This window comes from Terrabacter sp. 01T434, from assembly GCF_056398545.1.
This window is the reverse complement of the sequence record NZ_JBFTPP010000002.1, coordinates 238,157-263,048: the sequence shown is the minus strand read 5'-3', so window position 1 is coordinate 263,048 and position 24,892 is coordinate 238,157. Positions and strand designations below refer to the sequence as shown.

Here is a 24,892-nt window from a genome sequence, read left to right as displayed (position 1 = left end):
TTTCAGCCGCGGCTGAGCAGTCGGCGCAGCGTCGAGGCGTAGGCGGCGCACGCCACCCTCGACACGACCGGGTCGAGGATCGCCGGCACCGCCCGCACCCCGATCCGCTGCGACCAGACGACCGCCGAACCTGCCGCGGTCGGCGTCACCCTCAGGTCGATGACACCGCGGACCACGTTGCCCTCCTTGCGGATCCGCGCGTGACCAGCCGAGGTCGATGTCGGCGGGACGATGGTCTCGACGACCATGACGTCGTCGAAGCCGACCGGCCCCAGTCCGGTCCGGGCGGTGAAGCGAGACCCGTCGACGAGCTCGCCGGCCGTCATCGCGTCGCCCGTCACCGTGGTGAGCGGGATGACCGCGGTGTGCGCGCGTAGGTCGAGGATGCGTCTCCACGCCTCCGGGGCGGGCAACGGTGGGTCGAGGTGCACCTCGAAGTCGGCCATGCCCACAGTCTGTCCGGTCCCGGTCCCGGTCCCCATGACACCTGTCACGCGCAGGACGTGACGCGTGCTGCTGACGCGTCGTGTCCCGCCGCGGGAGAGTGGAGCCATGACCACCACACACTCATCGGTCGCCGGCGCCTCGGGGGCCCCGGCGGTCGAGCTGCGTTCGCTCGTCAAGACCTTCCCTGCTCGACGCGGGTCGCACGACACGGAGGTCCGCGCCGTCGACGGCGTCGACCTGCGCATCGAGCCCGGCGAGGTCGTCGCGTTCCTCGGCCCCAACGGGGCGGGCAAGACGACGACCCTCGACATGGTGCTCGGGCTCACCGAGCCGACGACCGGGACGGCCCGGGTCTTCGGCCACCGGCCCCGCGAGGCAGTCATCGCCGGCCACGTCTCCGCCGTCCTCCAGACGGGCGGCCTGCTGCGCGACCTCACCGTTCGCGAGACCGTGCGCATGATCGCGTCGACGTATGCCGCCAGCACCCCCGTCGACGAGGTGATCGACCGCGCGGGGTTGAGGGCGCTGGCCGACCGCCGCGTGTCCAAGTGCTCCGGCGGTGAGCAGCAGCGGCTCCGTTTCGCGCTGGCCCTGCTGCCGGACCCGCGGCTGCTCGTCCTCGACGAGCCGACGGCAGGCATGGACGTGACGGCCCGCCGCGACTTCTGGGACACCATGCACGCCGACGCGAGCGCGGGGCGCACCGTCGTCTTCGCGACGCACTACCTCGAAGAGGCCGACGCCTTCGCCGACCGCATCGTCCTCATCGCCGGTGGCCGCATCGTCGCGGACGGCACGACGGCCGAGATCCGGTCCCGCGCGAGCGGCCGCACCGTCTCGGCGACCCTGCCGTCGAGCTCGCTCGCCGCGGCCGTGGCGCGACTACGCGCCGTCGACGGCGTCCGCGACGTCGAGGAGCGCGGCTCCCGGGTGGTCGTCACGGCCGCCGACTCGGACACGGTGGCGCGGATGCTGCTGCTCGACCTCGACGGCACCGACCTCGAGATCGTCACCGCCGGCCTCGAGCAGGCCTTCATGACCCTGACGGGCGACGAGCGCGACGGCCGTGACGCCGGAGCCCACGACCACGACCAGGACCACGCAGAGGAGCTCGTCCGATGAACGTCACCTTCACCCTGCTCGAGATGCGGCGCATCACGCGCGACTGGAGCGGCATGTTCTTCACCGCCGTCCTGCCGGCCTTCTTCTACCTCATCTTCGGTGCGACGGTCGACGCCAAGGACGCGAACATCGGCAACGGCAACGTCGCGATGTACGTCATGATCAGCATGGCCGCCTACGGCGCCGTCACCGCGACGACGAGCATCGGCGGCAACGCGGCCGTCGAGCGACAGCAGGGCTGGGGCCGTCAGCTCGGGCTCACGCCGCTGGCCGACTCCTCCTACATCGCCATGAAGGCGCTCATCGCGATGACCGTCGCCGCCGTGCCGGTCCTGCTCACCTTCACCCTCGGCGTCGCCACGGGCGCCAGGGGCTCGGCGCAGGCCTGGGCCCTCAGCGCCCTGCTCGTCCTCGGCGGTTCGGCGGTCTTCGCGCTCTACGGCCTGCTCATCGGGACGGCCTTCCGCTCCGAGGCCGCGGTCGGCGCGGCGGCGGGGACGCTCGTCATCTTCGCGTTCCTCGGCAACCTCTTCATCCCGCTGTCGGGTGCGCTGCTGTCCTTCGCGAAGCTGACCCCGCTCTACGGGTATGCCGCCCTGGCCCGCTACCCACTGACCGAGGGCTACCTCCCCGACGGCACGCGTGACCCGCTCTGGCTGCCGATCGTCAACGTGCTCGCGTGGCTCGCGATCTTCGGCGTGCTCGCCGTGGTGCTCGTCCGCCGCGGGCGGGAGCGCCAGTGACGGAGCAGGTCAGTGCCGTGACCCCGTTCGCCGAGCCGGCGAGCGGGGCGCCGGGGCGCAACCCCTGGGAGCGCTACGGCTGGGTGGTGCGCGGGGTCTGGCTCGTCTTCCTCGTCTTCCCCGTGCTCTCCCTCGTCACGGTGGCCCGGCCGTGGTGGCAGACCGTGGTCGGACTGCTGCTCGTGGTCGTCTTCGCGGTCACCTACGTCGTCGGGTCGCAGGGCCTCGAGCGGCGACCACGGGGGGCGGCCACGACGCGTCACGCGACGGCATACCTCGTGGTGCTGCTCGGGTGCACCGTCGGGACGGCACCGCTGATCGGGGCCGGCAGCCTCGGCTTCCTGCCGTTCGTCGTCGCCTTCGGCATGTTCGCGCTGCCGCTCGCGTGGGCGATCGCCCTCGGCGTCGTCGCGACCGTCATCGCCGGCAGCGCGGCCATGCTCGCCGACCCTGACGAGGGCACGTGGAGCGTGGCGATCATCGTCTTCGCCGTCGGGGTCATGACGGGCGGGGTGCGGATCGTCGCCGACCGGGGTGAGGACTACGAGCGGATGTCGCGTGACCTCGCGATCGTCGAGGAGCGCGAACGCGTGGCTCGGGACGTGCACGACGTGCTCGGTCACTCGCTGACCGTCGTCACCGTCAAGGCGGAGCTCGCCGAGCGCCTCGTCGACCTCGACCCCGAGCGGGCCAAGGAGGAGCTGGTCGAGATCCAGGCGCTGAGTCGTCAGGCGCTCGCCGAGATCCGGGCCACGGTGGGCGGGCTCCGGGTGGCGCGGCTCGGAGACGAGCTGGCCGCCGCGAGGACGGCCCTCGCCGGCGCCGGGATCGAGGCCCACGTCCCTGAGGATCCTGGTGTCGTCGACCCGCGCCACCGCACGGTGCTCGCCTGGGTGCTGCGGGAGGCGACGACCAACGTCGTGCGCCACAGCGATGCCGACACGTGCTGGGTCGAGCTCGCGACGAACCGGCTCACCGTCCGGGACGACGGGCGCGGCCTCGGCGGGCGCCCCGAGGGCAACGGCATACGTGGGCTGCGTGAGAGGGTCGGGGCCGCGGGAGGCCGGCTCTCGCTCGAGACGGGCCCGGAAGGTCATGGAACCGTGCTGGAGGTGACGCTGTGAGCGAGACGATCAAGGTGCTGCTCGCCGACGACCAGGCCCTCGTGCGTGGGGCGCTCGCGGCGCTGCTCGCGCTCGAGCCCGACCTCGAGGTGGTCGCCGAGGTGGGCCGGGGCGACGAGGTCGTCGACGCGGCCCGGTCCTCCGGCGCCGACGTGTGCCTGCTCGACATCGAGATGCCGGGCGTCGACGGCATCGCCGCCGCGGCCGCCGTCCGCAGCGCCCTGCCCGGGGTGCGCACCCTCGTGGTGACGACGTTCGGCCGGCCGGGCTACCTGCGCCGCGCGCTCGAGGCGGGGGCCTCCGGCTTCGTCGTCAAGGACACCCCCGCGCGCCAGCTCGCCGAGGCCGTTCGCCGCGTGCACGCCGGTCTGCGGGTCGTCGACCCCTCCCTCGCCACCGAGTCGCTCGTCGACGGCGCCAACCCCCTGACCGACCGGGAGCGCGAGGTCCTCGGTGTGGCGCTGCGCGGCGGCACGGTCGCCGCCATCGCCGGCGTCGTCCACCTGTCGCAGGGCACGGTGCGCAACCACCTCAGCTCGGCCATCGGCAAGACCGGCACCTCGACCCGCGCCGAGGCCGCTCGGGTCGCCCAGGACCGCGGCTGGCTCTGAGCCCGGACGTGTCGAGTCGGGGCACCCTGGCTCGACGTCGTGGTGGAGGCTGGGACCGACCCGGCACGCACCCGACACCCGCGCGATACCCCGCGATACCCCCGCGACACCCACGCAAGGAGAGCCATGCGCTACCTCATGATCCACAAGATCGACGAGTCCCGCCCCGAGGCGTCGAACCCCAGCCCGGAGTTCCAGGCCGCGATGGGCGCGTTCATGCAGGAGTGCGCCGAGTCCGGGGTGCTGCTCGCCGCCGAGGGCGTCACCCAGAGCAAGGACGGCGCCGTCCTGCGCAAGACCGAGGGCGGCGGCGTCACCGTGACCGACGGGCCGTTCACCGAGGCCCGTGAGGTCGTGGGCGGTTTCGCCGTCGTCAACGTCGACAGCAAGGAGCAGGCCCTCGAGCTCGCTCAGCGGTTCATGTCGCTCTTCGAGGAGGTGTCGGTGGAGGTCCGCCGCATCTACGAGTTCGAGGACCTGCCGCCGCAGTCCTGACCTGGGCTGTCCTGACCCCACCGTGGACGGTCGCGCCCCCTCCCGGGGGTACGAACGTCCACGCGGTCGTATGCCGTCAGGCCGCGGCGGGTGCCGGCCGGCTGCCCGTGCTTCCCGTGCCGGCGGCGCGACGGGCCATGAAGGCCGCGACGATCTCCGCGATGCCGATGAGGATGAGCATGATGCCCGCGAGCCGGGCGAGCAGCACGAGCGAGGACCCGGGGAAGATCGCCACGACGAGGCCGGCGATGATCGACACGACGCCGCAGACGATGAGGAAGACGCGGGTACCGGTCGTGCGGTCCGAGCCGAAACCCTGGGCCAGGGCCGCGATGCCCTCGGCGATCCAGCCGATCGCGATGAAGATCGCGATGACGAAGAGCGAGGAGTTGGGTCGGAAGAGGCAGATCACACCGGCGACGATCGAGAGCACCCCGAGCCCCATCGAGACCGGCCGGAGCCAGCCCGGATCGCTCGGCAGGTCCCGGCTGACCGAGAGGCGCACGGCCCCGGCCGCGATGAGCTGCAGTCCGAAGGTGATCGCCACGACGAGAAGGGTCGCCTCGGGCCAGACGAGGACGATCACGCCCAGGACGAGGGACAGGATGCCCAGGGCGACGAGGGGCCCCGACCAGCCGGCCGGGCTCGTGGCGGGTGATGCCGGGTTCGGGACGGTCCTCGACATGGCTTCCTCCTGAGGGTGAGGTGATGCCCGAGATGCGACACCTCCATCTTCGTCCCGGACGGCCATCCGCGCATGCGTTTCGGGCGTGACCCGCGCGACCGCACACGGCAGCCGTGGCGACCCCTCCGGCTGACCGATAGCGTCGGCGAGGTGAACATCATCTTCGTGGAGCCGTCGTTCCCGGCGAACCAACGTCGCTTCGTCCACGCGCTCGCCTCGGTGGGGGCGAACGTCTACGGCATCGGCGAGTCCGACGAGGCCCACCTCGGCGACGACGTGCTCGGTGCGCTTCGCGGCTACTACCGCGTCGGGTCGGTGACGAACGTCGACCAGATGGTGGAGGCCGTCCGTCACTTCCAGGGCAAGGTGTGGATCGACGCCCTCGAGGCGACCGTCGAGGCGCACACGATGCCGGCGGCGCAGGTGCGCGAGGTGTGCGGCATCCCCGGCACGAGCGTGCGCACGACCTGGCTGTGCCGCGACAAGCCGTCGATGAAGGAGGCGCTGCGCCAGGCCGGGGTCCCCACGGCTGCCAGTGCCGCCGTCGACTCCGCCGCCGAGGCGCGCGCCTTCGCCGAGCGCGAGGGCTACCCGCTCATCCTCAAGCCGCGTGCCGGCGCCGGGGCGCAGGGAACGGTCCGCGTCGACAGTGACCACGAGCTCGAGGAGGCGCTGGCCGCATACGGCCGCGAGGGCGCGAGCTCGATCGCCATCGAGGAGTTCGTCGAGGGCCACGAGGGCTTCTACGACACGATCACCCTCGACGGCCACGTCGTGCACGACTGGGCGACGCACTACTACCCCAACGTCCTCGAGGCGATGCGCCACCGCTGGATCTCGCCGCAGTTCATCACGACGAACCGCGTCGACGAGCCGGGCAACGCCTTCTACGCCGAGGTCCGCGACCTCGGCCGCCGCGTCATCGAGGCGCTCGGCATCGAGACGTCGGCCACGCACATGGAGTGGTTCTACGGCCCGAAGGGCCTGAAGTTCAGCGAGATCGGTGCCCGGCCGCCGGGCGTCGGTGCGTGGGACGTCTACTCCGCTGCCAACGAGGTCGACGTCTACCGCGAGTGGGCGCACGTCATCACCCACCGCGCCCCCGAGCAGCAGATGAAGCGGACGTATGCCGCGGGCATCGTCGCGCTGCGCCCCGACCGCGACGGGTCGGTCACCGGCTACACCGGCATCGACGAGATCCAGTCGCGCTACGGCGAGTGGGTCATCGACGGCCACTTCCCGCCCGTCGGCCACGGCACCCAGGCGGTCGAGGCGGGGTACATGGCCAACGCCTGGGTGCGGCTGCGCCACCCCGACTTCGACACGGCGCGCGCCATGCTCGACGACGTGGGCCGCACCATCCACATGCACGCGGGCTGAGCACCCGCCGATGTCGACGACGATCCTGCTCGGGCCGCAACGCTTCACGACGACGGTCGGTTCGACCGTGCGCGCCCTCGAGCTGACCGGGCGCATCGCCATGGTCAACTCCGGCTGGGAGGAGCGCGAGTCCGACGACGCCGAGCTCGCCGGCCACCTCGACGGCCGTGGCGTCAACCTCCGGCTGCACCACCGGATGCTCGACGTGCTGGCCAAGGACAGGCACGTCGCCGCGGCGGTGCTCGCGTTCCGCGACCGCATGGACGAGCTGCGCGCCTTCTACGGCATCCGGCTGCAGGCGGCGATCGACGCCGTGCAGGCGGTCGCCCACCGCACGTCGCTGCACGCCGTCGGTCCGGTCGCCGAGGAGGCCGCGATGGAGGCCGTGCGCGACGTCGACCGGTGGTATGCCGAGCAGCTCGCCGAGCTGTACCGCTCGACCCGTGCCCTCGCGGCGTCGGACGAGAACGGCACGGTCGGGTGGCACCAAGGCGAGATCGGCGCGATCCTCGACGAGTGCGAGGCCGTCGTCATCGCCGGCGGCAACGTGCGCACCCTGCTCTGGACGCTCCGTTTCTTCGACGTGACGATGAGTCGCGAGCAGACGGTCGTCGCCTGGTCGGCCGGGGCGATGGCGCTGACGGACAAGGTCGTCCTCTTCCACGACTTCACCCCGCAGGGAGTCACGGCGGCCGAGGTGCACGACACGGGGCTCGGCCGGCTGCCCGGCCTGATCGCGCTGCCGCACGCCAAGCGGCGCCTGCAGCTCGACGACCACGAGCGGATGTCGGTGCTGGCGAGGCGCTTCGGTGAGCACCGGCTGCTGCTCCTGGACGACGGCGCCGTCGTGCGCTTCCCCGACGGCGCGACCGACCTGCCTCCGGGCGCCCGCGTCATCGACCGCACCGGTCACGTGTCCGTGGTGGGCGCCGCATGAGTGCCATGGAACGCCTCGCCATCAACCTGCTGCGCGATCGGATGCCGCTCGACGGGCCGATGATCGACCGCTTCCTCGAGCGCCACGGCTGCCCGATCGTCGAGGGCGAGCGGGCGACCTTCCTCTACCGCGGCCACGTCGACGAGGTGTGGGTGCGGCACCGGGTCGTCGGTCTGCCGGACCCGTTGCCGCTCAAGAGGATCGGTGAGTCCGACCTCTGGGCCGTGACGACCGTGCTGCCCGAGGGGTCACGGGTCGAGTACCAGATCGAGATCCGCAAGGGCGAGCACTACGAGCGCTTCAACGACCCGCTCAACTCCCGTCTGGCCCACAGCCCGATGGGGTCGTCGTCGGTGTGCGCGGCGATCGGCTACCGCGTGCCCGAGTGGGTCACCGTCGACCCGGAGGCGCGCCCCGGCACCCTCGTCGAGGAGCAGGTCCGCAGCAAGGCCCTTCGGCGCGACCAGCCGGTGCAGATCTACCTGCCGGCCCGCTTCAACCGGGCGCAGCGCTATCCGTTGCTCGTCGTGCACGACGGCACCGACTACCTCCAGTTCGCCGCGATGAAGACCGTCCTCGACAACCTCATCCACCGGCTCGACATCGACCCGCTCGTCGCGGTCTTCGTGCCGCCGCGCGACCGGCTCAAGGAGTATCCCAACCACGCCCCGCACGCCCGGTTCATCGCGCGCGAGCTCGTGCCGATGCTCACCGAGCGACTGCCCCTGGTCGACGCCCCGGAGGCGCGCTGCCTCATGGGCAGCTCGTTCGGCGGCGTCGCCTCGCTCTCGACGGCGGTGCGCTATCCCGGCTTCTTCGGCTCGCTGCTGCTCCAGTCGGCCTCCCTTGTCTTCACCGACATCGGCTTCGAGCACGGCGGCGGTCCGGCGTTCGACCCGGTCGTGAAGTTCGTCAACCGCTTCCGGGAGAAGCCGACCGCGGTCGTCGACAGGATCTTCATGTCGTGCGGCGTCTACGAGCCGCTCATCAGCCCGAACCGGTCGATGGTCCCGGTCTTCCGCCAGACCGGCATGACGGTGCGCTACACGGAGTCGCGCGACGGCCACAACTGGGAGAACTGGCGCGACCGGCTCGGCGACGGCCTGTCCTGGATCTTCCCCGGACCCCAGAAGTTCGTCTACGAGTGAATGCAACTGAGAGGGCAGGCAATCCATGAAGATGACCGACCGGTGGTACTCCGACCGTCTGGGCCAGGACATCAGCGTTGCGAGGTGGGGCACCTACGGCGCGCCCGTGCTGCTCTTCCCGACCGCGGGCGGTGACGCGGAGGAGGTCGAGCGGCACCACCTGATCGCCCACCTCGAGCCCCTCATCGCCGCGGGCCGGGCCAAGGTCTACTCCGTCGACAGCGTCGCCGGCCGCGCCCTGGCCCAGCACCGCGGCACCGTCGAGCACCGCCTCGCCCTCTTCAACGCCTTCCACGAGACGATCGCCCGCGAGGTGATCCCGGCGATCCACTCCGACCTCGGCGGCCACCACGTCCCGGTCACCGTCGCCGGCTCGTCCATCGGCGCCTTCAACGCCCTCGCCATCACCTGTCGCTACCCCGAGCTCGTCCAGTCGGCGGTCTGCATGAGCGGGACGTACGCCATCGAGAAGTTCCTCGGCGGCCACGTCAACGACCACCTCTACTTCAGCTCGCCGCTGCGCTTCCTGCCCGGCCTCGAGGGCCCGTCCCTCGACGTGCTGCGCACCCGGATGGTCGTGCTCGCCTCGGGCAGTGGGCGGTGGGAGGACGTTGGGGAGTCGCTTGCCGTCGCCCACCTGCTCGGGAGCAAGGGCATCCCCAACCGCGTCGACGACTGGGGCAGCGCCTACGACCACGACTGGCCGACGTGGTGGGCGATGCTCCCGCTCTACCTCGACGACCTGCTCCCGTGACGGGGCGTCCCTTCCTGCTGCTCACCTCCCGCGTCGACGACGCGCTGGCCGAGCAGGAACGGGCGGCGTTCCTGCGGCTGACCGGCCTCGGCGCAGACGCCGTCGTGCACGTGCGCCTCGAGGAGGGACCCGTCCTGCCCCTGGACGTGACGGCATACGCCGGCGTCGTGCTGGGCGGCAGCCCGTTCACCGTGAGCGAGCCGGACTCGGCGAAGTCGCCCACCGAGCGGCGCGTCGAGGGGGAGCTGACCGTGCTGGTGCGCGAGCTCGTGGCGCGCCAGGTGCCCTTTCTCGGGCTCTGCTACGGCGTGGGCGTGACGAGCCTCGCGCTCGGCGGCGTCGTCGACCGGACCTACGGCGAGCCCGTCGGCACGACGACCGTGCGCGTCACCGAGGCGGGTCGTGACGACCTGATCTTCGGGTCGCTGCCCGAGGTCTTCGCCGCGTTCGTCGGGCACAAGGAGGCGGCCACCGAGCCGCCGCCGGGCGCCGTCGTCGTGGCGACCAGCGACGCGTGCCCGGTGCAGGGGTACCGGGTCGGGCCGTGCGCCTGGGTCACGCAGTTCCATCCCGAGCTCGAGGCCGAGGCCTTCGTCGAACGGATCCGGGCCTACGCCCATCTCGGTTACTTCCGGCCGGACGAGCAGGACGCGATCATCGAGGTCGTCCGCGCCGCCGACGCGTCGGCCGCGCACGACGTCCTGCGCCGGTTCGTCGCCGAGTTCGCCTGACCCCGGCCGGGACGGCCCCGTGGGTCGGCGGGGCGCCGTAGCGTACGTCGCATGGAGACGAAGAGCGCCGCCGCGCGCACCGCATCCGGCCCGTCGCGGGGGTCGCACCCCGCCGACGTCCACGACACGATCCGGGTCCAGGGGGCCCGGGAGAACAACCTCAAGGACGTCAGCCTCGAGCTGCCGAAGCGCCGGCTCACGGCCTTCACCGGCGTCTCCGGCTCGGGCAAGAGCTCGCTCGTCTTCTCCACGATCGCTGCCGAGTCGCAGCGGATGATCAACGAGACCTACAGCGCCTTCGTCCAGGGCTTCATGCCGTCGCTGGCCAGGCCCGACGTCGACCACCTCGAGGGACTGACGACGGCCATCATCGTCGACCAGGAGCGCATGGGGGCCAACCCCCGCTCGACCGTCGGCACCGCGACCGACGCCAACGCCATGCTGCGGATCCTCTTCAGCCGCATCGGGACCCCGCACATCGGACCGCCGACCGCCTTCGCCTTCAACGTCCCCACCCGAGTCGCGAGCGGGGTCATGAAGACCGACCGCGGCAACCGGACGGAGACCTCGATCGTCCGCGAGGCCGTCTACCAGGGCGGCATGTGCGCGCGCTGCGAGGGGATGGGGTCGATCAACGACTTCGACCTCACCGCCATCTACGACGAGTCCAAGTCCCTCTCAGAGGGCGCGCTGCTCGTCCCCGGCTACAGCATGGACGGGTGGTACGGCCGGATCTTCAGCGGTGCCGGCCTGCCCATGGACAAGCCGATCGCGAAGTTCACCGACAGGCAGCGGCAGAAGCTGCTCTACGGCGAGCCGGAGAAGATCAAAGTCGAGGGCGTCAACCTCACCTACGAGGGTGTCCTCACCAAGATCCAGAAGTCGATGCTGTCCAAGGACCTCGACGCGATGCAGCCGCACGTGCGGCGGTTCGTCGAGCGCGCGGTCACCTTCACCACGTGCCCGGACTGTCGGGGCACCCGCCTGTCCAAGGAGGCGCTGTCCTCGAAGGTCAGGGGCAAGAACATCGCCGAGCTCTGCTCGATGCAGATCAGCGACCTCGCCGAGTGGCTGCGCGACGTCGACGAGCCGTCGGTCGCGCCGCTGCTGCGCGGGCTGCAGCACCTGCTGGACTCGTTCGCCGAGATCGGCCTGGGCTACCTCTCGCTCGACCGCCCGGCCGGCACGCTCTCCGGGGGAGAGGCCCAGCGCACCAAGATGATCCGGCACCTCGGCTCCTCACTCACCGACGTGACGTACGTCTTCGACGAGCCGACGATCGGCCTGCACCCGCACGACATCGCGCGGATGAACTCGCTGCTGCTCCAGCTGCGCGACAAGGGCAACACGGTCCTCGTCGTCGAGCACAAGCCGGAGACCATCGCCATCGCCGACCACGTCGTCGACCTCGGACCAGGAGCCGGCACCGCCGGTGGCGAGGTCGTCTTCGAGGGCACCGTCGAGGCGCTGCGCCGGAGCGACACCATCACCGGGCACCACCTCGACGACCGGGTCAGCCTCAAGCAGGCCCTGCGCCAGGGCTCGGGGGCGATGGAGATCCGCGGAGCGTCGACGCACAACCTGCGCGACGTCGACGTCGACATCCCGGTCGGGGTGCTGTGCATCGTCACCGGCGTCGCCGGCTCCGGCAAGAGCTCGCTCGTCCACGGGTCGCTGGCCAAGCGCGAGGGGGTCGTCGTCGTCGACCAGGGCGCGATCCGGGGCTCGCGCCGCAGCAACCCGGCGACCTACACCGGCCTGCTCGAGCCGATCCGCAAGGCGTTCGCCAAGGTCAACGGCGTCAAGCCCGCGCTCTTCAGCTCCAACTCCGAGGGCGCGTGCCCGGCGTGCAACGGCGCCGGCGTCATCTACACCGAGCTCGGTGTCATGGCGACCGTCGAGTCGACGTGCGAGGAGTGCGAGGGCCGGCGCTTCCAGGCCGCGGTGCTTGACTACGAGCTGGGCGGACGCAACATCGCCGAGGTGCTCGCCATGCCGGTCACCGAGGCGCTGGAGTTCTTCGCCGACGGCGAGGCCCGCACCCCGGCCGCCCACACGATCCTGACGCGGCTCGCCGACGTCGGTCTCGGCTACCTCACCCTCGGGCAGCCCCTCACCACGCTGTCCGGCGGGGAGCGCCAGCGCCTCAAGCTCGCCGCGCAGATGGCCGAGAAGGGCGACGTCTACGTCCTCGACGAGCCGACGACCGGCCTGCACCTCGCCGACGTCGAGAACCTCCTCGGCCTGCTCGACCGGCTCGTCGAGTCCGGCAAGTCGGTGGTCGTCATCGAGCACCACCAGGCGGTCATGGCGCACGGCGACTGGATCATCGACCTCGGTCCGGGCGCCGGCCACGACGGCGGCAACGTCGTCTTCGAGGGGACGCCCGCCGAGCTCGTCGCGGGCCGCGCCACGCTCACCGGTGAGCACCTGGCGGCCTACGTCGGCGCCTGAGCGGTATCACCGCGCTCGGGAGTGCCCTCTGAGGTGAAGGGCCCGCTGGCCGAGCCGGCCCGACCGACCAAGGACGTGGCCACCATGAGCGTCACCGACGTCTTCCCCCTCATCAGGATGCCCGAGGCGTGGCCTGTGCCCGTCGTCGCGACGATCGCCATGGTCAGCCTCGCCGCGCTCGACCTCGCGGGCGCGCTCTTCGCCAAGGAGTGGGCACAGAACGGGAGCGCCCGGGGTCTCGTCCTCGGCGCAGGCGTCTTCCTCGTCCTCTTCTGGGTGTATGCGTCGTCGCTGAGGTACGCCGAGCTCGCCCTCGTCACGATGGGCTGGATCGTCATGCTCCAGGTCGGGCTCGTCCTCGTCGACCGGTGGCGCTACGGGGTGGAGCTGCCCACCGGCAAGTGGGTCGCCATCGGGATCCTGCTCCTCGCGCAGGCCTACCTCGTGCTCACGCCCAGCGCCGCGCCAGTGAGCGCTGCCGCAGGCGGCGGCTAGACTCCGGAGACGGACAGCGGTGCTCCGGGTCGCCGTCGGCGCCACCTGTCGTCCCGCTCCCGTCCCGCTCCCCGTGCCTGCCGCAGTCCCAGTCCGGCCCCGTGCCGGGCGCCCCCGAAGGAAGTCCATGCGTCGACGTCTCGTCCGCCCCACGACGGTGGCGGCGATCGGCGTGCTCACGGTGGCGTCGGCCGCCGCCTGCACGGCCGGGTCAGCGGGGCCGCTCTCCTCGGCCACGACGTCGGGCAGGGCATCGGGCACGACCCCGGGCAGCGCGACGGCACCCGCGACCGCCTCGGCGCCGCTCGTCGTCGGCGCCGTCTTCGACCACTCGACCCTCGACCCGACGCGCCAGTTCGACCGCAGTGGAGCGATGCTGACGCACGCCCTCTACCAGACCCTGACGAGCCTCGACCCCGCCGACCCGACGAAGGTCGTGCCCGGAATGGCCGAGTACACGCTCTCGCCCGAGGGCCGCTGGCTCACCTTGCGCCTGCGCAAGGGGCTCCGCTTCTCCGACGGCACGCCCGTCACGACCGACGACGTCCTCTTCACCCTCGAGCGCGCGAAGGGGCTGTCGGGTCCGACCGCGTCGATCATCGGCGCGATCACGTTGACCAAGGTCGACAACCGCACCTTCACGCTCACCTCGGCAGGGTCGAACTTCGCCCTTCCGGCGATCCTCGCCAACCCGGCGTTCGGCATCCTCAACTCGACGGCCGTCAAGGCCCACGGCGGCACCATCGGACCCGGTGACACCGCGAGCGCCTACCTCTCGCAGCACTCCGCGGGCTCCGGTCCCTACGTCATCGAGAGCGTCCGCGGGACGACCGAGGTTCGGCTGCAAGCCAATCCGCTGTGGTCAGGGCCCAAGCCCGCCTTCCCCGAGATCATCGTGCGCAACCTCGACGCGGACCACCAGCTTGCCGAGCTGCGGTCCGGCGGCGTCGACGTCGCCCTCGACCTCTCACCCGGCCAGGCCGCCGCGGTCGGCACCCGGCCGGCGGCCTCGCAGACCGCGCCGGCCTCGCAGACTGCGCCGACGTCGGCGACCGCGCCCGCCTCGGCCGTCCGGGTCACGACGATGCGCTCGAGCTCGCTCGTCTACCTCGCCCTCGGGCGCAACCCGGCCCTCAACGCGTGGACCGCCAACCCCGACTTCGCAGATGCGGTGCGGCGCGGCATCGACCGGGACGCGCTGAGCCGTGTCGCGTCGGGCTCGACCCCCGCGGCCGGGCTCATCCCCGAGGGCATTGTAGGAGCGCTCGAGGACCTGGCACCCAAACCGGGGCCGACCGCGACCCCGGACGGCACCGGCGGCACCAGCACCGGCACGCCGGCCCCGTCGTCGACCACCTCCCCAGCGACCCCGGTCCCGTCGTCGTCCGGCTCCTCGGCGACGCCGACGGATGCCTCCACGACCGGGGCGAACGGCAAGCCCACGCCGGTCGTGACGCTGCCGCTCGTGCCCGCCCGCGACCTCGTGGCCGCGAAGGCGGCGCTGCGCCGGTCGGGCTACAAGGGTCAGCCGGTCCCGTTGTCGTATGCCGTGGACCTGCCGATCCAGGGCATCCCGGCGAGTGCGCTCGCGGTGGCCGTCCGCTCCCAGCTCGCCGAGGTCGGCATCAAGGTCCAGCTCAACCCGGCGCCGGCCGCCCAGGCGATCGCCGCCTACCGGGCGGGGCGCAGCGCGTTCAGCCTGTGGAGCTGGAGCCCGGACTACCCGGACCCCGAGAACTACCTCGCGTTCGCCCCCGGCGAGCTGCTCGGCTCCCGCGCCGGCTGGGCCCGCGGGACCGACCGGACGATCGACGACCTCACCGACACCGCGGGCGACTCCGTCGGTGACGACCGGGCTGGGGCGTATGCCGCGTGGCAGCTCGCGATGAATGCGCGCAGCCCGTTCGTCCCCCTCATCCAGCCCGCGACGCGCGTCGCGAGCGACGCCCGGGTCACGACCGTGCCGGGCAACCCGGTCTGGACCCTGGACCTCGCCCGGATCAGCTGACCAGGCGCCGCTCGCCCACGGCTGCCGTCAGTCGACGCAGAGGCAAAAGGGGTGGCCGGCGGGGTCGAGGAAGACGCGGAACGACGTGCCGGGCTGGTGCGCGTGCTTCGTCGCACCGAGGGCCAGCACGGCCGCCTCGGCCTCGTCGAGGTCCTCGACCATGACGTCGAGGTGCATCTGCTGCGGCACGTCCTGGCCCGGCCACTGCGGCAGCGTGAACCCCTCGACCTGCTGGAAGCAGATGCACTGACCGGTGGTGTCACGGATCTCGCCCCACCCGTCGGACGTCTTGACCGTCCAGTCGAGGAGGGTGCCGTAGAAGGTCGCGAGCGCGGTGGCGTCGGGGCAGTCGATGACGAGGCTGGGGTAGCGGGCGATGGCCATGGGAACGACGGTAGGGCCCATCCCGGACGATCGGCGTCCGCGGACGCGACGATCAGCGGCGTCGGTGCACGATCACCTCGGACTCGACGGGGACGAAGCCGAGGTCGGCGTTGATCCGGCGCATCCACACGTTCTCGTCGTCGCTGCTCGTCCGGACCCGGGATGCGCGACCGTGCTCGCGGCAGGCGCGCAGCGACGCCACCTTGACCGCCCTCCCGAGACCGTGTCCGCGGAGCTCTGCCAGGACCAGCGTCCCCTCGATCTGCGCCGCGCGGGCAGCGTCGGCCGCCACGACGACGCCGGTCCAGGCGACGACGGCGCCGTCCGGGCCGAGGGCGACGGACTCGATCGTCGTGCGACCCTGCTCCTGCGCGAGCGCGATCTCGGCGGCGTACTCCTCCACGCTGACCGGCGTGGGTTGCCAGTCGAGCTCGCCGTTGGGCGCCTCCGCGTCGACGAGTCCCTTGAGCACGCCCACCTGGGCGCGCAGCTCGTGCGGGACGCCGTCGACGTGCGTCGAGATCGCGTATGCCGTGGGGTGGCCGGTCGCGCCGGCCGGCAGCTCGGCGTGGACCAGATCGAGCTCGACCACGGTCTCCGTCGTGGCCACCTGGTAGCCGAGGCGCCGGGCGAAGCCTTCGACGAGCTCGTCGACCGCGGCGGACGTGGGCCGGTAGGCGCTGGCGACGAAACGGCTCACGTCGGGCAGGGCGCTGTCCTCGACCGACCGCGCCAGACGCAGACCGACGCCGTGTCGTTGGGCTCTCGGGTGCACCGCGACGTCGACCCAGCACGTGTCGGGAGTGTCGTGGGCCGTCTGGGCCGAGGCGACGCCCACGAGGTCGGTGCCGTCGAAGGCTCCGACGAGGAGACGGTGCCACCCGTTGTCGGCTCGCCACGCCGCGAGGCGAGCGGGCTCTCCCAACGGCACCCAGCCGGCACGGACGTGACTCGTCGCAGCCGACTCGACGGCATACGCCGCAGCCAGCTCTGCGTCGTCGCCGAGATCGAGGGGGCGGACGGACACGGCGATGCTCATGCGAGAACCGTTCTGGCAGAGGGCTGGGCTCCCGATCGTGCCGCAGGCGACCGGGTCCGGCCACCGAGAATCGCCGGACCGGGGCCTCCCCGTCACCGCTCGTGGCTACCCTCGAGGGATGGCGCATCGCATCTTCACGACGTCCGTCGCGTCGGTCTACCCCGCCTACGTGAACAAGGTCGAGCGCAAGGGGCGCAGCAAGGCCGAGCTCGACGAGGTCATCGAGTGGCTGACGGGCTACGACGAGACGGAGCTCGGCCGGCATCTCGAGGACGGGACGACCTTCGAGGACTTCTTCGCCCAGGCCCACCTCAACCCGAACGTCTCGGAGATCAAGGGCGTGGTGTGCGGCGTTCGCGTCGAGGACGTCGAGGACCCGCTCATGCAGAAGATCCGCTACCTCGACAAGCTCGTCGACGAGCTGGCCAAGGGCAAGGCTATGGACAAGGTCCTGCGGGCCTGACGGCACCCGCGGAGCGGCGCGGTCACCGGCTGAAGCGTCGCTGCAGGTCGGCGTAGCCGATCGCACCGTCCAGGAAGCCGAGGGTGCCGGTGTCGAGCAGCTCCCGTCCGGCGCGCTCGACCAGGCTGAGGGCGGCCCGGGCGAGGCTGCCGCCCAAGCTGACCCGTCTGACACCGAGCGAGAAGAGCGTGGGCGCGTCGATGGTGCTGGCCAGCCCTGCCACCACGTTGAGCGGGCCGGGGATGGCTGCCGCGAGTCGCCGGATCGTGTCCTCCTCGACGACGCCGGGGACGAAGACGCAGTCGGCCCCGGCGTCGAGGTAGCGGCTCGCCCGCTCGACCGTCTGCGCGAACAGGTCGTCACTGTCGCGACCCGGAAGGCTCGGGTCGACGAAGTAGGTGTCGGTGCGGGCATTCAGCACGAAGGAGCCGCTCGGTGCTGCGGCCCTGGCGGCCGCGAGGCGATCGACGGCCTCCTCGATGCCGAACAGCCCACCGTCACTGGCGTCCTCGATGTTCGCGCCGACCGCACCGACCTCCGCGGCCAGAGCCACGGTGCGCCCGACATCGGCCGAGGTGTCGCCGTAGCCGGCCTCGAGGTCGGCGGTCACGGGCACGCCCACGGCCGCCACGATGCGGCCGACGTGCTCGAGCATCGTGTCGCGATCCAGGGCCTCACCGTCCGGGACGCCGCAGGACCACGCGATGCCCGCGCTGGTCGTCGCGATGGCCGGAAAGCCGATCTGCTCGAGGATGCGGGCCGAGCCAGGGTCCCAGGCGTTCGGGAGCACGAAGCCGGGACCGGCGTGCAGGGCGAGGAGGATCGCGGCCTTGTCCAGCTCTGGGGTGGGCACCACCCCATGATCGGACATCACCGCCACGTAGGGCACCCGAACGTGCCTGCTCGGGGTCGGCTCAGGAGGGACGTCAGGGTGATCCCGGATGTGGGACCGAGTCGCCGGCGCGCATCCTGCTGAGCGAGCCTGAGGAGGTCAACATGTCCCACTCCAACACGTCGGTGGTCGCGACCCGGTCGTCCGCGGCTGCGGTGACGCCGCGCCAGTACGACCTGCACCGGATCCTCGGCGTCTGGGCTGCGGCGGCGCTGCCGATGGCTGCGCTGTCCTGGCTCGTGGCCCCGGCACTCGCGGCGCAGCTGGACGGTCCGACCGCGTGGCCGCGGGCGCTGGTGGCCTGTCTGACCGTGGGCCTGGTCTGGCAGGGCGTGCTCGTGCTGGTGCTCGTGCGGCGCGAGACCGGGACGCTGCGGTGGCGCGCCGTCGCGGACGCGCTGTGGCTGCACCGGCCCCGCAGTCCGCGCACCGGCCGCGTCGGTGGGCGCGTGTGGTGGGTGCTCCTCCCAGCGGTGCTCGTCGTCGGTCTCGAGCAGCTCCTGCCGTCACTGCACGCCCCGGCCGGTCGCGACCTGGGCGCGTTCCTGCGGTCGACGGACGGGCACGCGTTCCTCTCCGGGAACTGGCCGTGGTTCGCCGCGATCGTCGTCATGACGGTCTTCAACACGGTGCTCGGCGAGGAGCTGCTCTTCCGCGGCCTGCTGCTTCCGCGGATGCGCGGCGTCTTCGGGCGAGCCGACTGGCTGGCGAACGGGCTCCTCTTCGCGCTCTACCACCTGCACATGCCGTGGGCGATCCCGAAGGCGCTGCTCGACACCCTGGCGCTGGCCTACCCGTCCCGTCGCTACGAGAGCGCCTGGCTCGGGATCATCGTGCACAGCCTCCAGTCGGCCCTCATCGTCGGCGCGTCACTGGCCCTCGTGCTGCGGTGACCGGCCCCGGAGCCTGCGAGCGAGACAGCGACCTCAGCCGTGCTGCACGTGGTAGACGACCGTCTGCACGCGGATCTTGCCGTCGGCGAAGACGAAGGTGTCGATGCCGTCCTCGACCTTGAACCCCTCCCCGGTCGCAGACCACTCGAGGTAGAGGACGTCGTCGGCGAAGGTGGTGGAGAGGCTCCAGTCAGCGTTCGGGACGTCGCTGAGCAGCTGGGTGAAGACCTCCCGGGCCCCGTCCAGTCCTCGAAGGACCTTCCCCTGCACGATGAAGAGCGAGTCCTCGCTGTAGTCCTCGAGGATGCCCTCCAGGTCGCCCGCCCCCAGGACCTGCCCGTGGTGTGCGAAGACTTCTTCCGGAGTGCGCGACATGGAGCTCCCCTTCACTTTCCGTGGGTGGTGTCTGCGAGGGCGACATGGGGATTGTCGCACCCGGCAAATCCGTGCGGCAGGGTTTTGCCGCCTCTGGCCAACCGGACGCCGCGGTGCTTGGCTCTCCTCAGGCGGCCCAGACGGTCACCGCTTCCCCACCACGCGAGGAGAGGTCATGAAGGCGGTCCGACTGCACGAGTACACCCGGCGTCCTGTGGTCGAGGAGGTCCCGGAGCCGACGCTCGCGGGTCCGCTGGATGTCATCGTCGACATCGGCGGCGCCGGTCTGTGCCGGACCGATCTGCACATCGTCGAGGGGCAGTGGGCGCCGAAGAGCAACGTCACCCTGCCCTACACGCTGGGGCACGAGAACGCCGGATGGGTGCGCGAGGTCGGCTCCGCGGTCGATCACCTCGCGCCCGGCGACGCGGTCATCCTGCACCCGCTCGTCACGTGCGGCTTCTGCCGGGCCTGCCGCGCTGGTGACGACGTGCACTGCATGGCGAGCCAGTTCCCGGGCATCGACACGGACGGTGGCATGGCCGAACGGATCCGGACCTCGGCCCGGTCCGTCGTCAAGCTCGCCCAGGGGATCGAACCGGCCGCCGTGGCGGCGCTCGCGGACGCCGGCCTCACGGCATACCACGCGGTGAAGAAGGCAGTCCCGCTGCTCTTCCCGGGCTCGACGTGCGTGGTCATCGGCGCGGGAGGCTTGGGGCACATCGGGATCCAGGCGCTGCGGGCCATGAGCGCCACTCGGATCGTCGTCCTCGACCCGAACCCGGAGGCGCTCGCCCTCACGGCGGAGATGGGCGCCGACGAGATGGTTCTCGCCGACGGCAGCCACGTGGCGAAGGTCCTCGAGATGACCGACGGCAACGGCGCCGAGGTGGTGCTCGACTTCGTCGGCGAGCAGGGCGCCGAGACCGAGGCCTGGGCCATGACGCGGCGGGCCGGGAGCGACTTCGTCATCGGCTACGGCGGCACGATCGAGATCCCGGCGATCGACGTCATCTCCACCGAGCGCAACGTCATCGGCAACCTCGTCGGCTCCTACAACGACCTGGTCGAGCTCATGGCCCTCAACGCTGCGGGCAAGGTCAGCATGCACACCCGCACGTACGAGCTCGGCGCCGTCAACGAGGCGATGGACGACCTCGAGGCCGGTCGGGTGCGTGGGCGCGCCATCCTCGTCCCCTAGGAGTGCCGTCGCAGTCCCGGCCGCGGGGCGTGGGGCCCACCGCCGTCAGTCGTCCATCGCCTCGATCCCGAGCTCGGCGAGCTCGGCCATCCGCTCGCGCATGTGCTGCACCATCTCCTGCGGAGGCCGCTCCCAGCCCGTGATCTCCTCGAGGACCCGCAGCGGCTCGGTCGTCCGGTAGGAGCGGGTCGGGTTGCCGGGGAAGCGCTTGTCGGTGACGTTCGGGTCGTCCTCGATCGTGCCGAGGGGCTCGACCCGGTAGACCCGTCCTGGCCCCTCGCCGCGGGCCAGCTCGGCGGCCAGCGGCGCGCCCGCGCGCGTGGCCGTGAGGTAGATGTGGTTGGACTGGCGCTGCGAGCCGTAGTTCGAGCGCCAGCCCGGGGTGAGCAGGTCGCCCGGACGCACGTCGGCTCTGGTCCCGTGGAAGAACGGCCCGGGGTCGTCGACGACGCGCGGCGTCGGGGGAGGGTCGCGGAGCAGGCTGTCGAGCCGTTGCACGAGAACCGCGATCCGGCTGCGCCCCTTGGGTGCTCGCGGATAGCGGCCCAGCACGTCGAGGACGGCCGGCGTGGCCCGCTTGGCGGCGGCGGTGACGACGTACTCCGCGACCACCGGGTCGTCGCCCCGCGCGAGCTCGGCCGCCCGGGCGGCGTGGGTCGCGGCCCCGAGGATGTGGCGCACCTGCGTCGCCTTGGCCAGGGGATGGAGGTATGCCGCGGCGGCGGCATCCCCTGCAGCGCTCGCTGCGTGCCGGGCGGGCTCGGTCGTGGCGTCCCGGGCCGCGCGGTGGGCGTCGGCCGCGGCGGTCCGTTGGAGGCGGGACCGAGGCGCTCCCTCGGCGAAGACGCGCGCGGCTTCGAGAGCCGCCGCCGGGCGCGGGTCGTCGGGATGGGCCTTCGCGAAGATCACGAGGGCGGGCTCGGCGCACGCCACGGCATACGCGGCGACCGCCCGCAGCTCGTCGGTCGTCAGAGTGAAGTCACCCGAGAGCGTGTCCATCTGTGGGAGTTTCGCACAGCGCGCCGCCCGATCCCGGTCTGAGGGAGGACGCCCCTGAGACGGGTCTCAGAGTCGGAAGAGCCAGCGCAGCAGCCTGACGGGTCGCGGCCACTCGCCGGCCCGGTAGCTCTCGGAGAGATAGCGAGCGGCTCGGCGGGCGTTCCACAGCGTGACGCCGAGCAGGCCGATCCCCACCACCCAGGCTGTGGTCAGCGCGACGTATTCCGGCGCGACCGTGCCCCCGCCAGTCCAGTAGCGGACGACGTCGCCGGTGCTGAGGAGCAGGAACACGACGAACCAGACGACCAGGACGACGCCGATCCCGACGATGCGCCAGCCTGCCCCCGGATCGCGAGCCGGCGCCGACAGGACCCCTCGGGCGTAACCGAGCAGGGCCGCGACCCCCAGGGCGGCTGGCCCACCGAGCAGTGCCGCCATGGTGGTGGCCTGGGTCGGGGTCACTTCTTGGCGGGGAGGTCGGCCTTCGGGAAGTCGTCGCCCAGGACGACCGCCCACGGATGAGCATCGTCATCGGTGACGACCCGGACCTCCACACCCGTGCGACCCGCATAGGCGACGAGGGCGTCGCGACGGTCCTCCGACTCCAGGGTGACCTTGGTGCCGTTGAGGCCGTCGACGGTCAGGCGACCCAGCTGCCGGGCGCCTCGCATCGACCACGCCAGGGTCAGCGCGTCGGCGTCGTCGCTGTAGGTGGCGAGCAACGTTGCCCGCATGCTGCCGGCCTGTCGTGGCGTCACGCGGAAGAGGGCCTGGATCTCGAAGTCCTCGATGACCCGGCCGAGCTGGCGGCTGATCTCGACCAGGATGGCGGAGCGCTCGGCCACGAGGCTGGTGGGGACGGGCCCCGACTCGACGGTTCGGGAGTACGCGTTGCGTTCCATGGCGTCGAGGTATGCCGCGACGAGCACCTTGGCGTTCGAGCGCACTCCGAGGCGACGGGCCACCACCGTCTCCAGCTGGCTCTGCTCGTTCTTCGTCAACCCCGCCATGGCGGCACCCTAGCCCCGTGGGGGGACGGACCAAGGCCTACTCGTCCTCGTCGTTGGCGACGGTCTCGATCCAGTCGACGGCCTCGTCGGAGAGCTGCGTCTGCCCGTCCGCCGAGGGGCCGGTCCACCACTGTGCGCTGGCCTGACCGCCGGTGACGCCGAGGATCTCGGCCACGAGCTCGTCGGGCAGGGGCTCGCCGTTGTGCTCGACGAGCCATGAGCGGCTCGACGGGCTCAGGCGCGGCCAGATCTCCGGGAAGTCCATGGAGCCATGATTCCTCGCACTCAGCCGATGCGCGCGGCTATGGACACGATGATCCCCTCGGGACCGCGGACGTAGGCCATCCGCCACGTGTTCTCGTAGTCGCCGATCCCACCGACGAGGCCGTACCCGTCCGCGGCCAGCTGGTCGACGGCTGCGTGGACGTCGGCGACCTCGAAGGCCACGTTGCGCAGGCCCAGCTCGTTCGCCATCGCGGCCGGGGACCCGGGCTCGTGGTCGGGCCGGACGAAGCTCGAGAGCTCGAGCATGGTCCCGCCGGCGGGCGGCCGGAGCATGACGATCTCGGTGCGCACGTCCGGGATGCCGGTGACGGTGTCGACGAACTCGCCTTCGACGAAAGTCCGTCCCTCGACCTCGAGACCCAGCCCGACGAAGAACGCCGTCACCGCGTCGAGGTCCGCGACGGTGATGCCGACATGGTCGAAACGTTGGATGTGTGGCATGTGCTGCTCCTCCGTGGATCGTCTGGGGTCCGGTCACCGGGCTGGCGGAAGGAGCTGGACCAAGGCGTTGGACATCCGGTCCCGGCCGGCTCCCTTGCGACCCCACCCGGTCAGGCCGAACTGGAGGTCCGACGACAGCGTCACCTGCACGGTCCCCGTCGCGGCCTCGCGCACCCGGACCGTGACCTTCTCGCCAAAGGCCAGCACGGTCCTCCCGGAGGTGAAGACCAGGATCCCCCTCGCCGGGTCTGCGGAGAGGTGCTGCATCCCCGCACGACGGGCCGCCTCCTCGATCGCCGTGATCGCCTCTCTGGCGCTCGCCGAGAAGGTCATCGACGTCCCGCCACGTGCGGCCATGTCACCCCTCCCTCACGCCGACGCCGACGGGCCGACTCACAACCAACTCATGGCTGTCCCAGAGACACCTCATGGGCGCCCTTGGTCAACTCATCTCAGCAGATCCGGTACGTCTTGAAGGAAGCAACGATGGAACCCACAGGCAACGCCGCGGCCGTCACGCAGTCGGTTGACAGCCCCTCCACATCTCCCGCCCACAGCCGACGGCTCCGACGTGGCGCGCTCGGCGCAGCCACCGCGCTGCTCGTCTGCCTGGCCGCTGCCTCGCCGGCCCTGGCCGCTGGGCACTCGACCGGCGCACCCACGTTGCGGGACTGGGGCTCGTCCTCGTCCCAGGGCGGCTCCGGCGCGCAGTCGTGGGAGTCCCCCTACGGCTCGGGCAGCTCGGGCAGCTCTGGCAGCTCGGGCAGCTTCGGAGCGGGCGCGACGTCGCAGCCGGCCACCGCGGCCGAGTCCGCCGGGGTCGTGCTCATCGACACGGTGCTGCCGTACCAGCACGGCCAGGCCGCCGGCACCGGCATGGTCCTGACCTCGAACGGCCAGGTGCTGACGAACTACCACGTCGTCCAGGGCTCGGGTTCGATCCGGGTCACTGTCGCCCAGACCGGACAGACGTACCAGGCGACCGTGGTCGGTGCCGACCCGACGCAGGACGTCGCGCTCATCCAGCTCGCCGGCGCCTCCGGTCTGACGACGATCAAGCCCGACCCCGATGGGGTGGATGTGGGCTCTCAGGTGACCGCGGTCGGAAACGCTGGTGGCACAGGCACTTTGACCGCGGCCGACGGCGAGATCACCGGGCTCGACTCCTCGGTCACCGCAGCCTCCGAGGACGGGACCGCTCCCGAGACCCTCACCGGCATGCTCGAGACCAACGCCAACGTGCTCGCCGGCGACTCCGGTGGACCGCTGTTCGACGCCCAGGGCGAAGTGGTCGGCATCGACACGGCCGGTTCGTCCGGTGGCGCGCCCGACGCATACGCCATCCCGATCGACCGCGCGCTCTCGATCGCGCAGGAGATCCAGTCGGGTCACGAGACGAGCACGGTGCGGATCGGTCCGGCCGCGTTCCTCGGGGTCCAGGTCAGCAGCGCTTCCTCGTACCCCGGCTACGGCGACGGTGCCCGTGGTGGGTTCGCGACGACGCCCGGGGCGCAGGTCAGTGGCGTCGTCAGCGGGGAGGCGGCCGCCAACGCCGGCCTCCAGACCGGCGACGTCATCACCAGCCTCAACGGCCGGGCCGTCTCCACTCCGGACGACGTGTCGGCAGCGCTCGTCGGGGCGAACCCGGGTGACAACGTGCCGATGGGGTGGACCAGCCAGGACGGAAGCCAGCACGAGGCGCCCGTCACGCTCGGAGCCAGCCCGGTCGCGTGACCCTGCGGGGGTGCTGCGGGGTCGTCCAGCCGACCCCGCAGC

General features: G+C 71.8%; 29 protein-coding genes. 17 read left to right on the top strand and 12 right to left on the bottom strand.

Annotated features, from left to right (window positions below; all coding sequences use genetic code 11):
* Positions 1 to 2: 2 nt before the first annotated feature.
* Entirely contained in the window at positions 3 to 446 is a 444-nt protein-coding gene (locus AC1DIW_RS06475) for an SRPBCC family protein (protein ID WP_478106913.1), read from the bottom strand.
* 106 nt (positions 447 to 552) lie between these two features.
* On the opposite strand from AC1DIW_RS06475, the gene AC1DIW_RS06470 reads away from it, so the two are divergent.
* The 5 genes from AC1DIW_RS06470 (at position 553) to AC1DIW_RS06450 (ending at position 4,542) form a co-directional block, all read left to right on the top strand.
* Positions 553 to 1,569 (top strand): ABC transporter ATP-binding protein, encoded by a 1,017-nt coding sequence (locus AC1DIW_RS06470; RefSeq protein ID WP_478106912.1) that lies wholly within the window; start codon positions 553 to 555, stop codon positions 1,567 to 1,569.
* Complete coding sequence (locus AC1DIW_RS06465) at positions 1,566 to 2,312, top strand: ABC transporter permease (protein ID WP_478106911.1); 747 nt, start codon at positions 1,566 to 1,568, stop codon at positions 2,310 to 2,312. The genes AC1DIW_RS06470 and AC1DIW_RS06465 overlap by 4 nt, the downstream gene beginning before the upstream one ends.
* Positions 2,309 to 3,436 carry a sensor histidine kinase gene (locus AC1DIW_RS06460; RefSeq protein ID WP_478106910.1) on the top strand — a complete coding sequence of 376 codons (1,128 nt, stop codon included), beginning with the start codon at positions 2,309 to 2,311 and terminating at the stop codon, positions 3,434 to 3,436. Before AC1DIW_RS06465 ends, AC1DIW_RS06460 begins: the two co-directional genes overlap by 4 nt.
* A complete protein-coding gene (locus AC1DIW_RS06455) occupies positions 3,433 to 4,047 on the top strand; it encodes a response regulator transcription factor (RefSeq protein ID WP_478106909.1) in 615 nt (204 codons plus the stop codon). The genes AC1DIW_RS06460 and AC1DIW_RS06455 overlap by 4 nt, the downstream gene beginning before the upstream one ends.
* A 126-nt stretch (positions 4,048 to 4,173) precedes the next feature.
* Complete coding sequence (locus AC1DIW_RS06450) at positions 4,174 to 4,542, top strand: YciI family protein (RefSeq protein ID WP_478106908.1); 369 nt, start codon at positions 4,174 to 4,176, stop codon at positions 4,540 to 4,542.
* A 76-nt stretch (positions 4,543 to 4,618) separates the two neighbouring features.
* Here AC1DIW_RS06450 and AC1DIW_RS06445 read toward each other — a convergent pair whose 3' ends face one another.
* Entirely contained in the window at positions 4,619 to 5,227 is a 609-nt protein-coding gene (locus AC1DIW_RS06445; RefSeq protein WP_478106907.1) for an HdeD family acid-resistance protein, read from the bottom strand.
* 150 nt (positions 5,228 to 5,377) lie between these two features.
* Here AC1DIW_RS06445 and AC1DIW_RS06440 point away from each other — a divergent pair, with 150 nt between their 5' ends.
* From AC1DIW_RS06440 to AC1DIW_RS06405, 8 genes are all read left to right on the top strand, one after another.
* A complete protein-coding gene (locus AC1DIW_RS06440; protein WP_442278533.1) occupies positions 5,378 to 6,607 on the top strand; it encodes an ATP-grasp domain-containing protein in 1,230 nt (409 codons plus the stop codon).
* A 10-nt stretch (positions 6,608 to 6,617) separates the two neighbouring features.
* Entirely contained in the window at positions 6,618 to 7,544 is a 927-nt protein-coding gene (locus AC1DIW_RS06435; protein ID WP_442278534.1) for a Type 1 glutamine amidotransferase-like domain-containing protein, read from the top strand.
* Entirely contained in the window at positions 7,541 to 8,692 is a 1,152-nt protein-coding gene (locus AC1DIW_RS06430) for an alpha/beta hydrolase (protein ID WP_478106906.1), read from the top strand. Before AC1DIW_RS06435 ends, AC1DIW_RS06430 begins: the two co-directional genes overlap by 4 nt.
* Positions 8,693 to 8,717: 25 nt before the next feature.
* On the top strand, positions 8,718 to 9,446 hold the full coding sequence (locus AC1DIW_RS06425) for an esterase family protein (RefSeq protein ID WP_478106905.1): 729 nt from the start codon (positions 8,718 to 8,720) through the stop codon (positions 9,444 to 9,446).
* On the top strand, positions 9,443 to 10,177 hold the full coding sequence (locus AC1DIW_RS06420) for a glutamine amidotransferase (protein ID WP_478106904.1): 735 nt from the start codon (positions 9,443 to 9,445) through the stop codon (positions 10,175 to 10,177). The genes AC1DIW_RS06425 and AC1DIW_RS06420 overlap by 4 nt, the downstream gene beginning before the upstream one ends.
* Before the next feature lie 51 nt (positions 10,178 to 10,228).
* A complete protein-coding gene (locus AC1DIW_RS06415) occupies positions 10,229 to 12,631 on the top strand; it encodes an ATP-binding cassette domain-containing protein (RefSeq protein WP_478106903.1) in 2,403 nt (800 codons plus the stop codon).
* A gap of 84 nt (positions 12,632 to 12,715) precedes the next feature.
* Entirely contained in the window at positions 12,716 to 13,126 is a 411-nt protein-coding gene (locus AC1DIW_RS06410) for a hypothetical protein (RefSeq protein WP_478106902.1), read from the top strand.
* Positions 13,127 to 13,253: 127 nt separating this feature from the next.
* The gene (locus AC1DIW_RS06405; protein WP_478106901.1) at positions 13,254 to 15,134 is read left to right on the top strand and encodes an ABC transporter substrate-binding protein; all 1,881 of its coding nucleotides are present in this window, start codon (positions 13,254 to 13,256) and stop codon (positions 15,132 to 15,134) included.
* A gap of 27 nt (positions 15,135 to 15,161) precedes the next feature.
* On the opposite strand, the gene AC1DIW_RS06400 is transcribed toward AC1DIW_RS06405, so the two are convergent.
* Together AC1DIW_RS06400 and AC1DIW_RS06395 are read right to left on the bottom strand one after the other, a co-directional pair.
* Entirely contained in the window at positions 15,162 to 15,518 is a 357-nt protein-coding gene (locus tag AC1DIW_RS06400) for a VOC family protein (RefSeq protein WP_478106900.1), read from the bottom strand.
* Between the two features lie 52 nt (positions 15,519 to 15,570).
* The gene (locus AC1DIW_RS06395) at positions 15,571 to 16,557 is read right to left on the bottom strand and encodes a GNAT family N-acetyltransferase (RefSeq protein WP_478106899.1); all 987 of its coding nucleotides are present in this window, start codon (positions 16,555 to 16,557) and stop codon (positions 15,571 to 15,573) included.
* Positions 16,558 to 16,675: 118 nt separating this feature from the next.
* On the opposite strand from AC1DIW_RS06395, the gene AC1DIW_RS06390 reads away from it, so the two are divergent.
* The gene (locus tag AC1DIW_RS06390) at positions 16,676 to 17,020 is read left to right on the top strand and encodes a DUF2200 domain-containing protein (RefSeq protein WP_478106898.1); all 345 of its coding nucleotides are present in this window, start codon (positions 16,676 to 16,678) and stop codon (positions 17,018 to 17,020) included.
* Between the two features lie 22 nt (positions 17,021 to 17,042).
* Here AC1DIW_RS06390 and AC1DIW_RS06385 read toward each other — a convergent pair whose 3' ends face one another.
* A complete protein-coding gene (locus AC1DIW_RS06385; RefSeq protein WP_478106897.1) occupies positions 17,043 to 17,873 on the bottom strand; it encodes an isocitrate lyase/PEP mutase family protein in 831 nt (276 codons plus the stop codon).
* Between the two features lie 143 nt (positions 17,874 to 18,016).
* On the opposite strand from AC1DIW_RS06385, the gene AC1DIW_RS06380 reads away from it, so the two are divergent.
* Positions 18,017 to 18,805: a lysostaphin resistance A-like protein gene (locus AC1DIW_RS06380; protein WP_478106896.1), complete on the top strand. Its 789-nt coding sequence runs from the start codon at positions 18,017 to 18,019 to the stop codon at positions 18,803 to 18,805.
* Between the two features lie 33 nt (positions 18,806 to 18,838).
* Here the strand turns inward: AC1DIW_RS06380 and AC1DIW_RS06375 are convergent, their stop codons facing one another.
* On the bottom strand, positions 18,839 to 19,180 hold the full coding sequence (locus AC1DIW_RS06375; RefSeq protein WP_442278546.1) for a nuclear transport factor 2 family protein: 342 nt from the start codon (positions 19,178 to 19,180) through the stop codon (positions 18,839 to 18,841).
* A 175-nt stretch (positions 19,181 to 19,355) separates the two neighbouring features.
* Between AC1DIW_RS06375 and AC1DIW_RS06370 the strand changes: the two genes are divergently transcribed.
* Positions 19,356 to 20,381, top strand: a complete 1,026-nt coding sequence (locus AC1DIW_RS06370; RefSeq protein ID WP_442278547.1) for an NAD(P)-dependent alcohol dehydrogenase — start codon at positions 19,356 to 19,358, stop codon at positions 20,379 to 20,381.
* Between the two features lie 45 nt (positions 20,382 to 20,426).
* Here the strand turns inward: AC1DIW_RS06370 and arr are convergent, their stop codons facing one another.
* The 6 genes from arr to AC1DIW_RS06340 all read right to left on the bottom strand — a co-directional run bounded on the left by arr (position 20,427) and on the right by AC1DIW_RS06340 (position 23,473).
* Positions 20,427 to 21,380 carry an NAD(+)--rifampin ADP-ribosyltransferase gene (gene arr, locus AC1DIW_RS06365; protein WP_478106895.1) on the bottom strand — a complete coding sequence of 318 codons (954 nt, stop codon included), beginning with the start codon at positions 21,378 to 21,380 and terminating at the stop codon, positions 20,427 to 20,429.
* Positions 21,381 to 21,446: 66 nt separating this feature from the next.
* Positions 21,447 to 21,818, bottom strand: a complete 372-nt coding sequence (locus AC1DIW_RS06360; protein ID WP_478106894.1) for a hypothetical protein — start codon at positions 21,816 to 21,818, stop codon at positions 21,447 to 21,449.
* Between the two features lie 20 nt (positions 21,819 to 21,838).
* The gene (locus AC1DIW_RS06355) at positions 21,839 to 22,390 is read right to left on the bottom strand and encodes a hypothetical protein (RefSeq protein WP_478106893.1); all 552 of its coding nucleotides are present in this window, start codon (positions 22,388 to 22,390) and stop codon (positions 21,839 to 21,841) included.
* 37 nt (positions 22,391 to 22,427) lie between these two features.
* On the bottom strand, positions 22,428 to 22,655 hold the full coding sequence (locus AC1DIW_RS06350) for a hypothetical protein (protein ID WP_478106892.1): 228 nt from the start codon (positions 22,653 to 22,655) through the stop codon (positions 22,428 to 22,430).
* Between the two features lie 20 nt (positions 22,656 to 22,675).
* Positions 22,676 to 23,116 (bottom strand): VOC family protein, encoded by a 441-nt coding sequence (locus tag AC1DIW_RS06345; RefSeq protein ID WP_442278552.1) that lies wholly within the window; start codon positions 23,114 to 23,116, stop codon positions 22,676 to 22,678.
* Positions 23,117 to 23,149: 33 nt separating this feature from the next.
* On the bottom strand, positions 23,150 to 23,473 hold the full coding sequence (locus tag AC1DIW_RS06340) for a hypothetical protein (protein WP_442278553.1): 324 nt from the start codon (positions 23,471 to 23,473) through the stop codon (positions 23,150 to 23,152).
* 129 nt (positions 23,474 to 23,602) lie between these two features.
* Here AC1DIW_RS06340 and AC1DIW_RS06335 point away from each other — a divergent pair, with 129 nt between their 5' ends.
* Entirely contained in the window at positions 23,603 to 24,850 is a 1,248-nt protein-coding gene (locus AC1DIW_RS06335) for a S1C family serine protease (RefSeq protein WP_478106891.1), read from the top strand.
* Positions 24,851 to 24,892 lie beyond the last annotated feature (42 nt).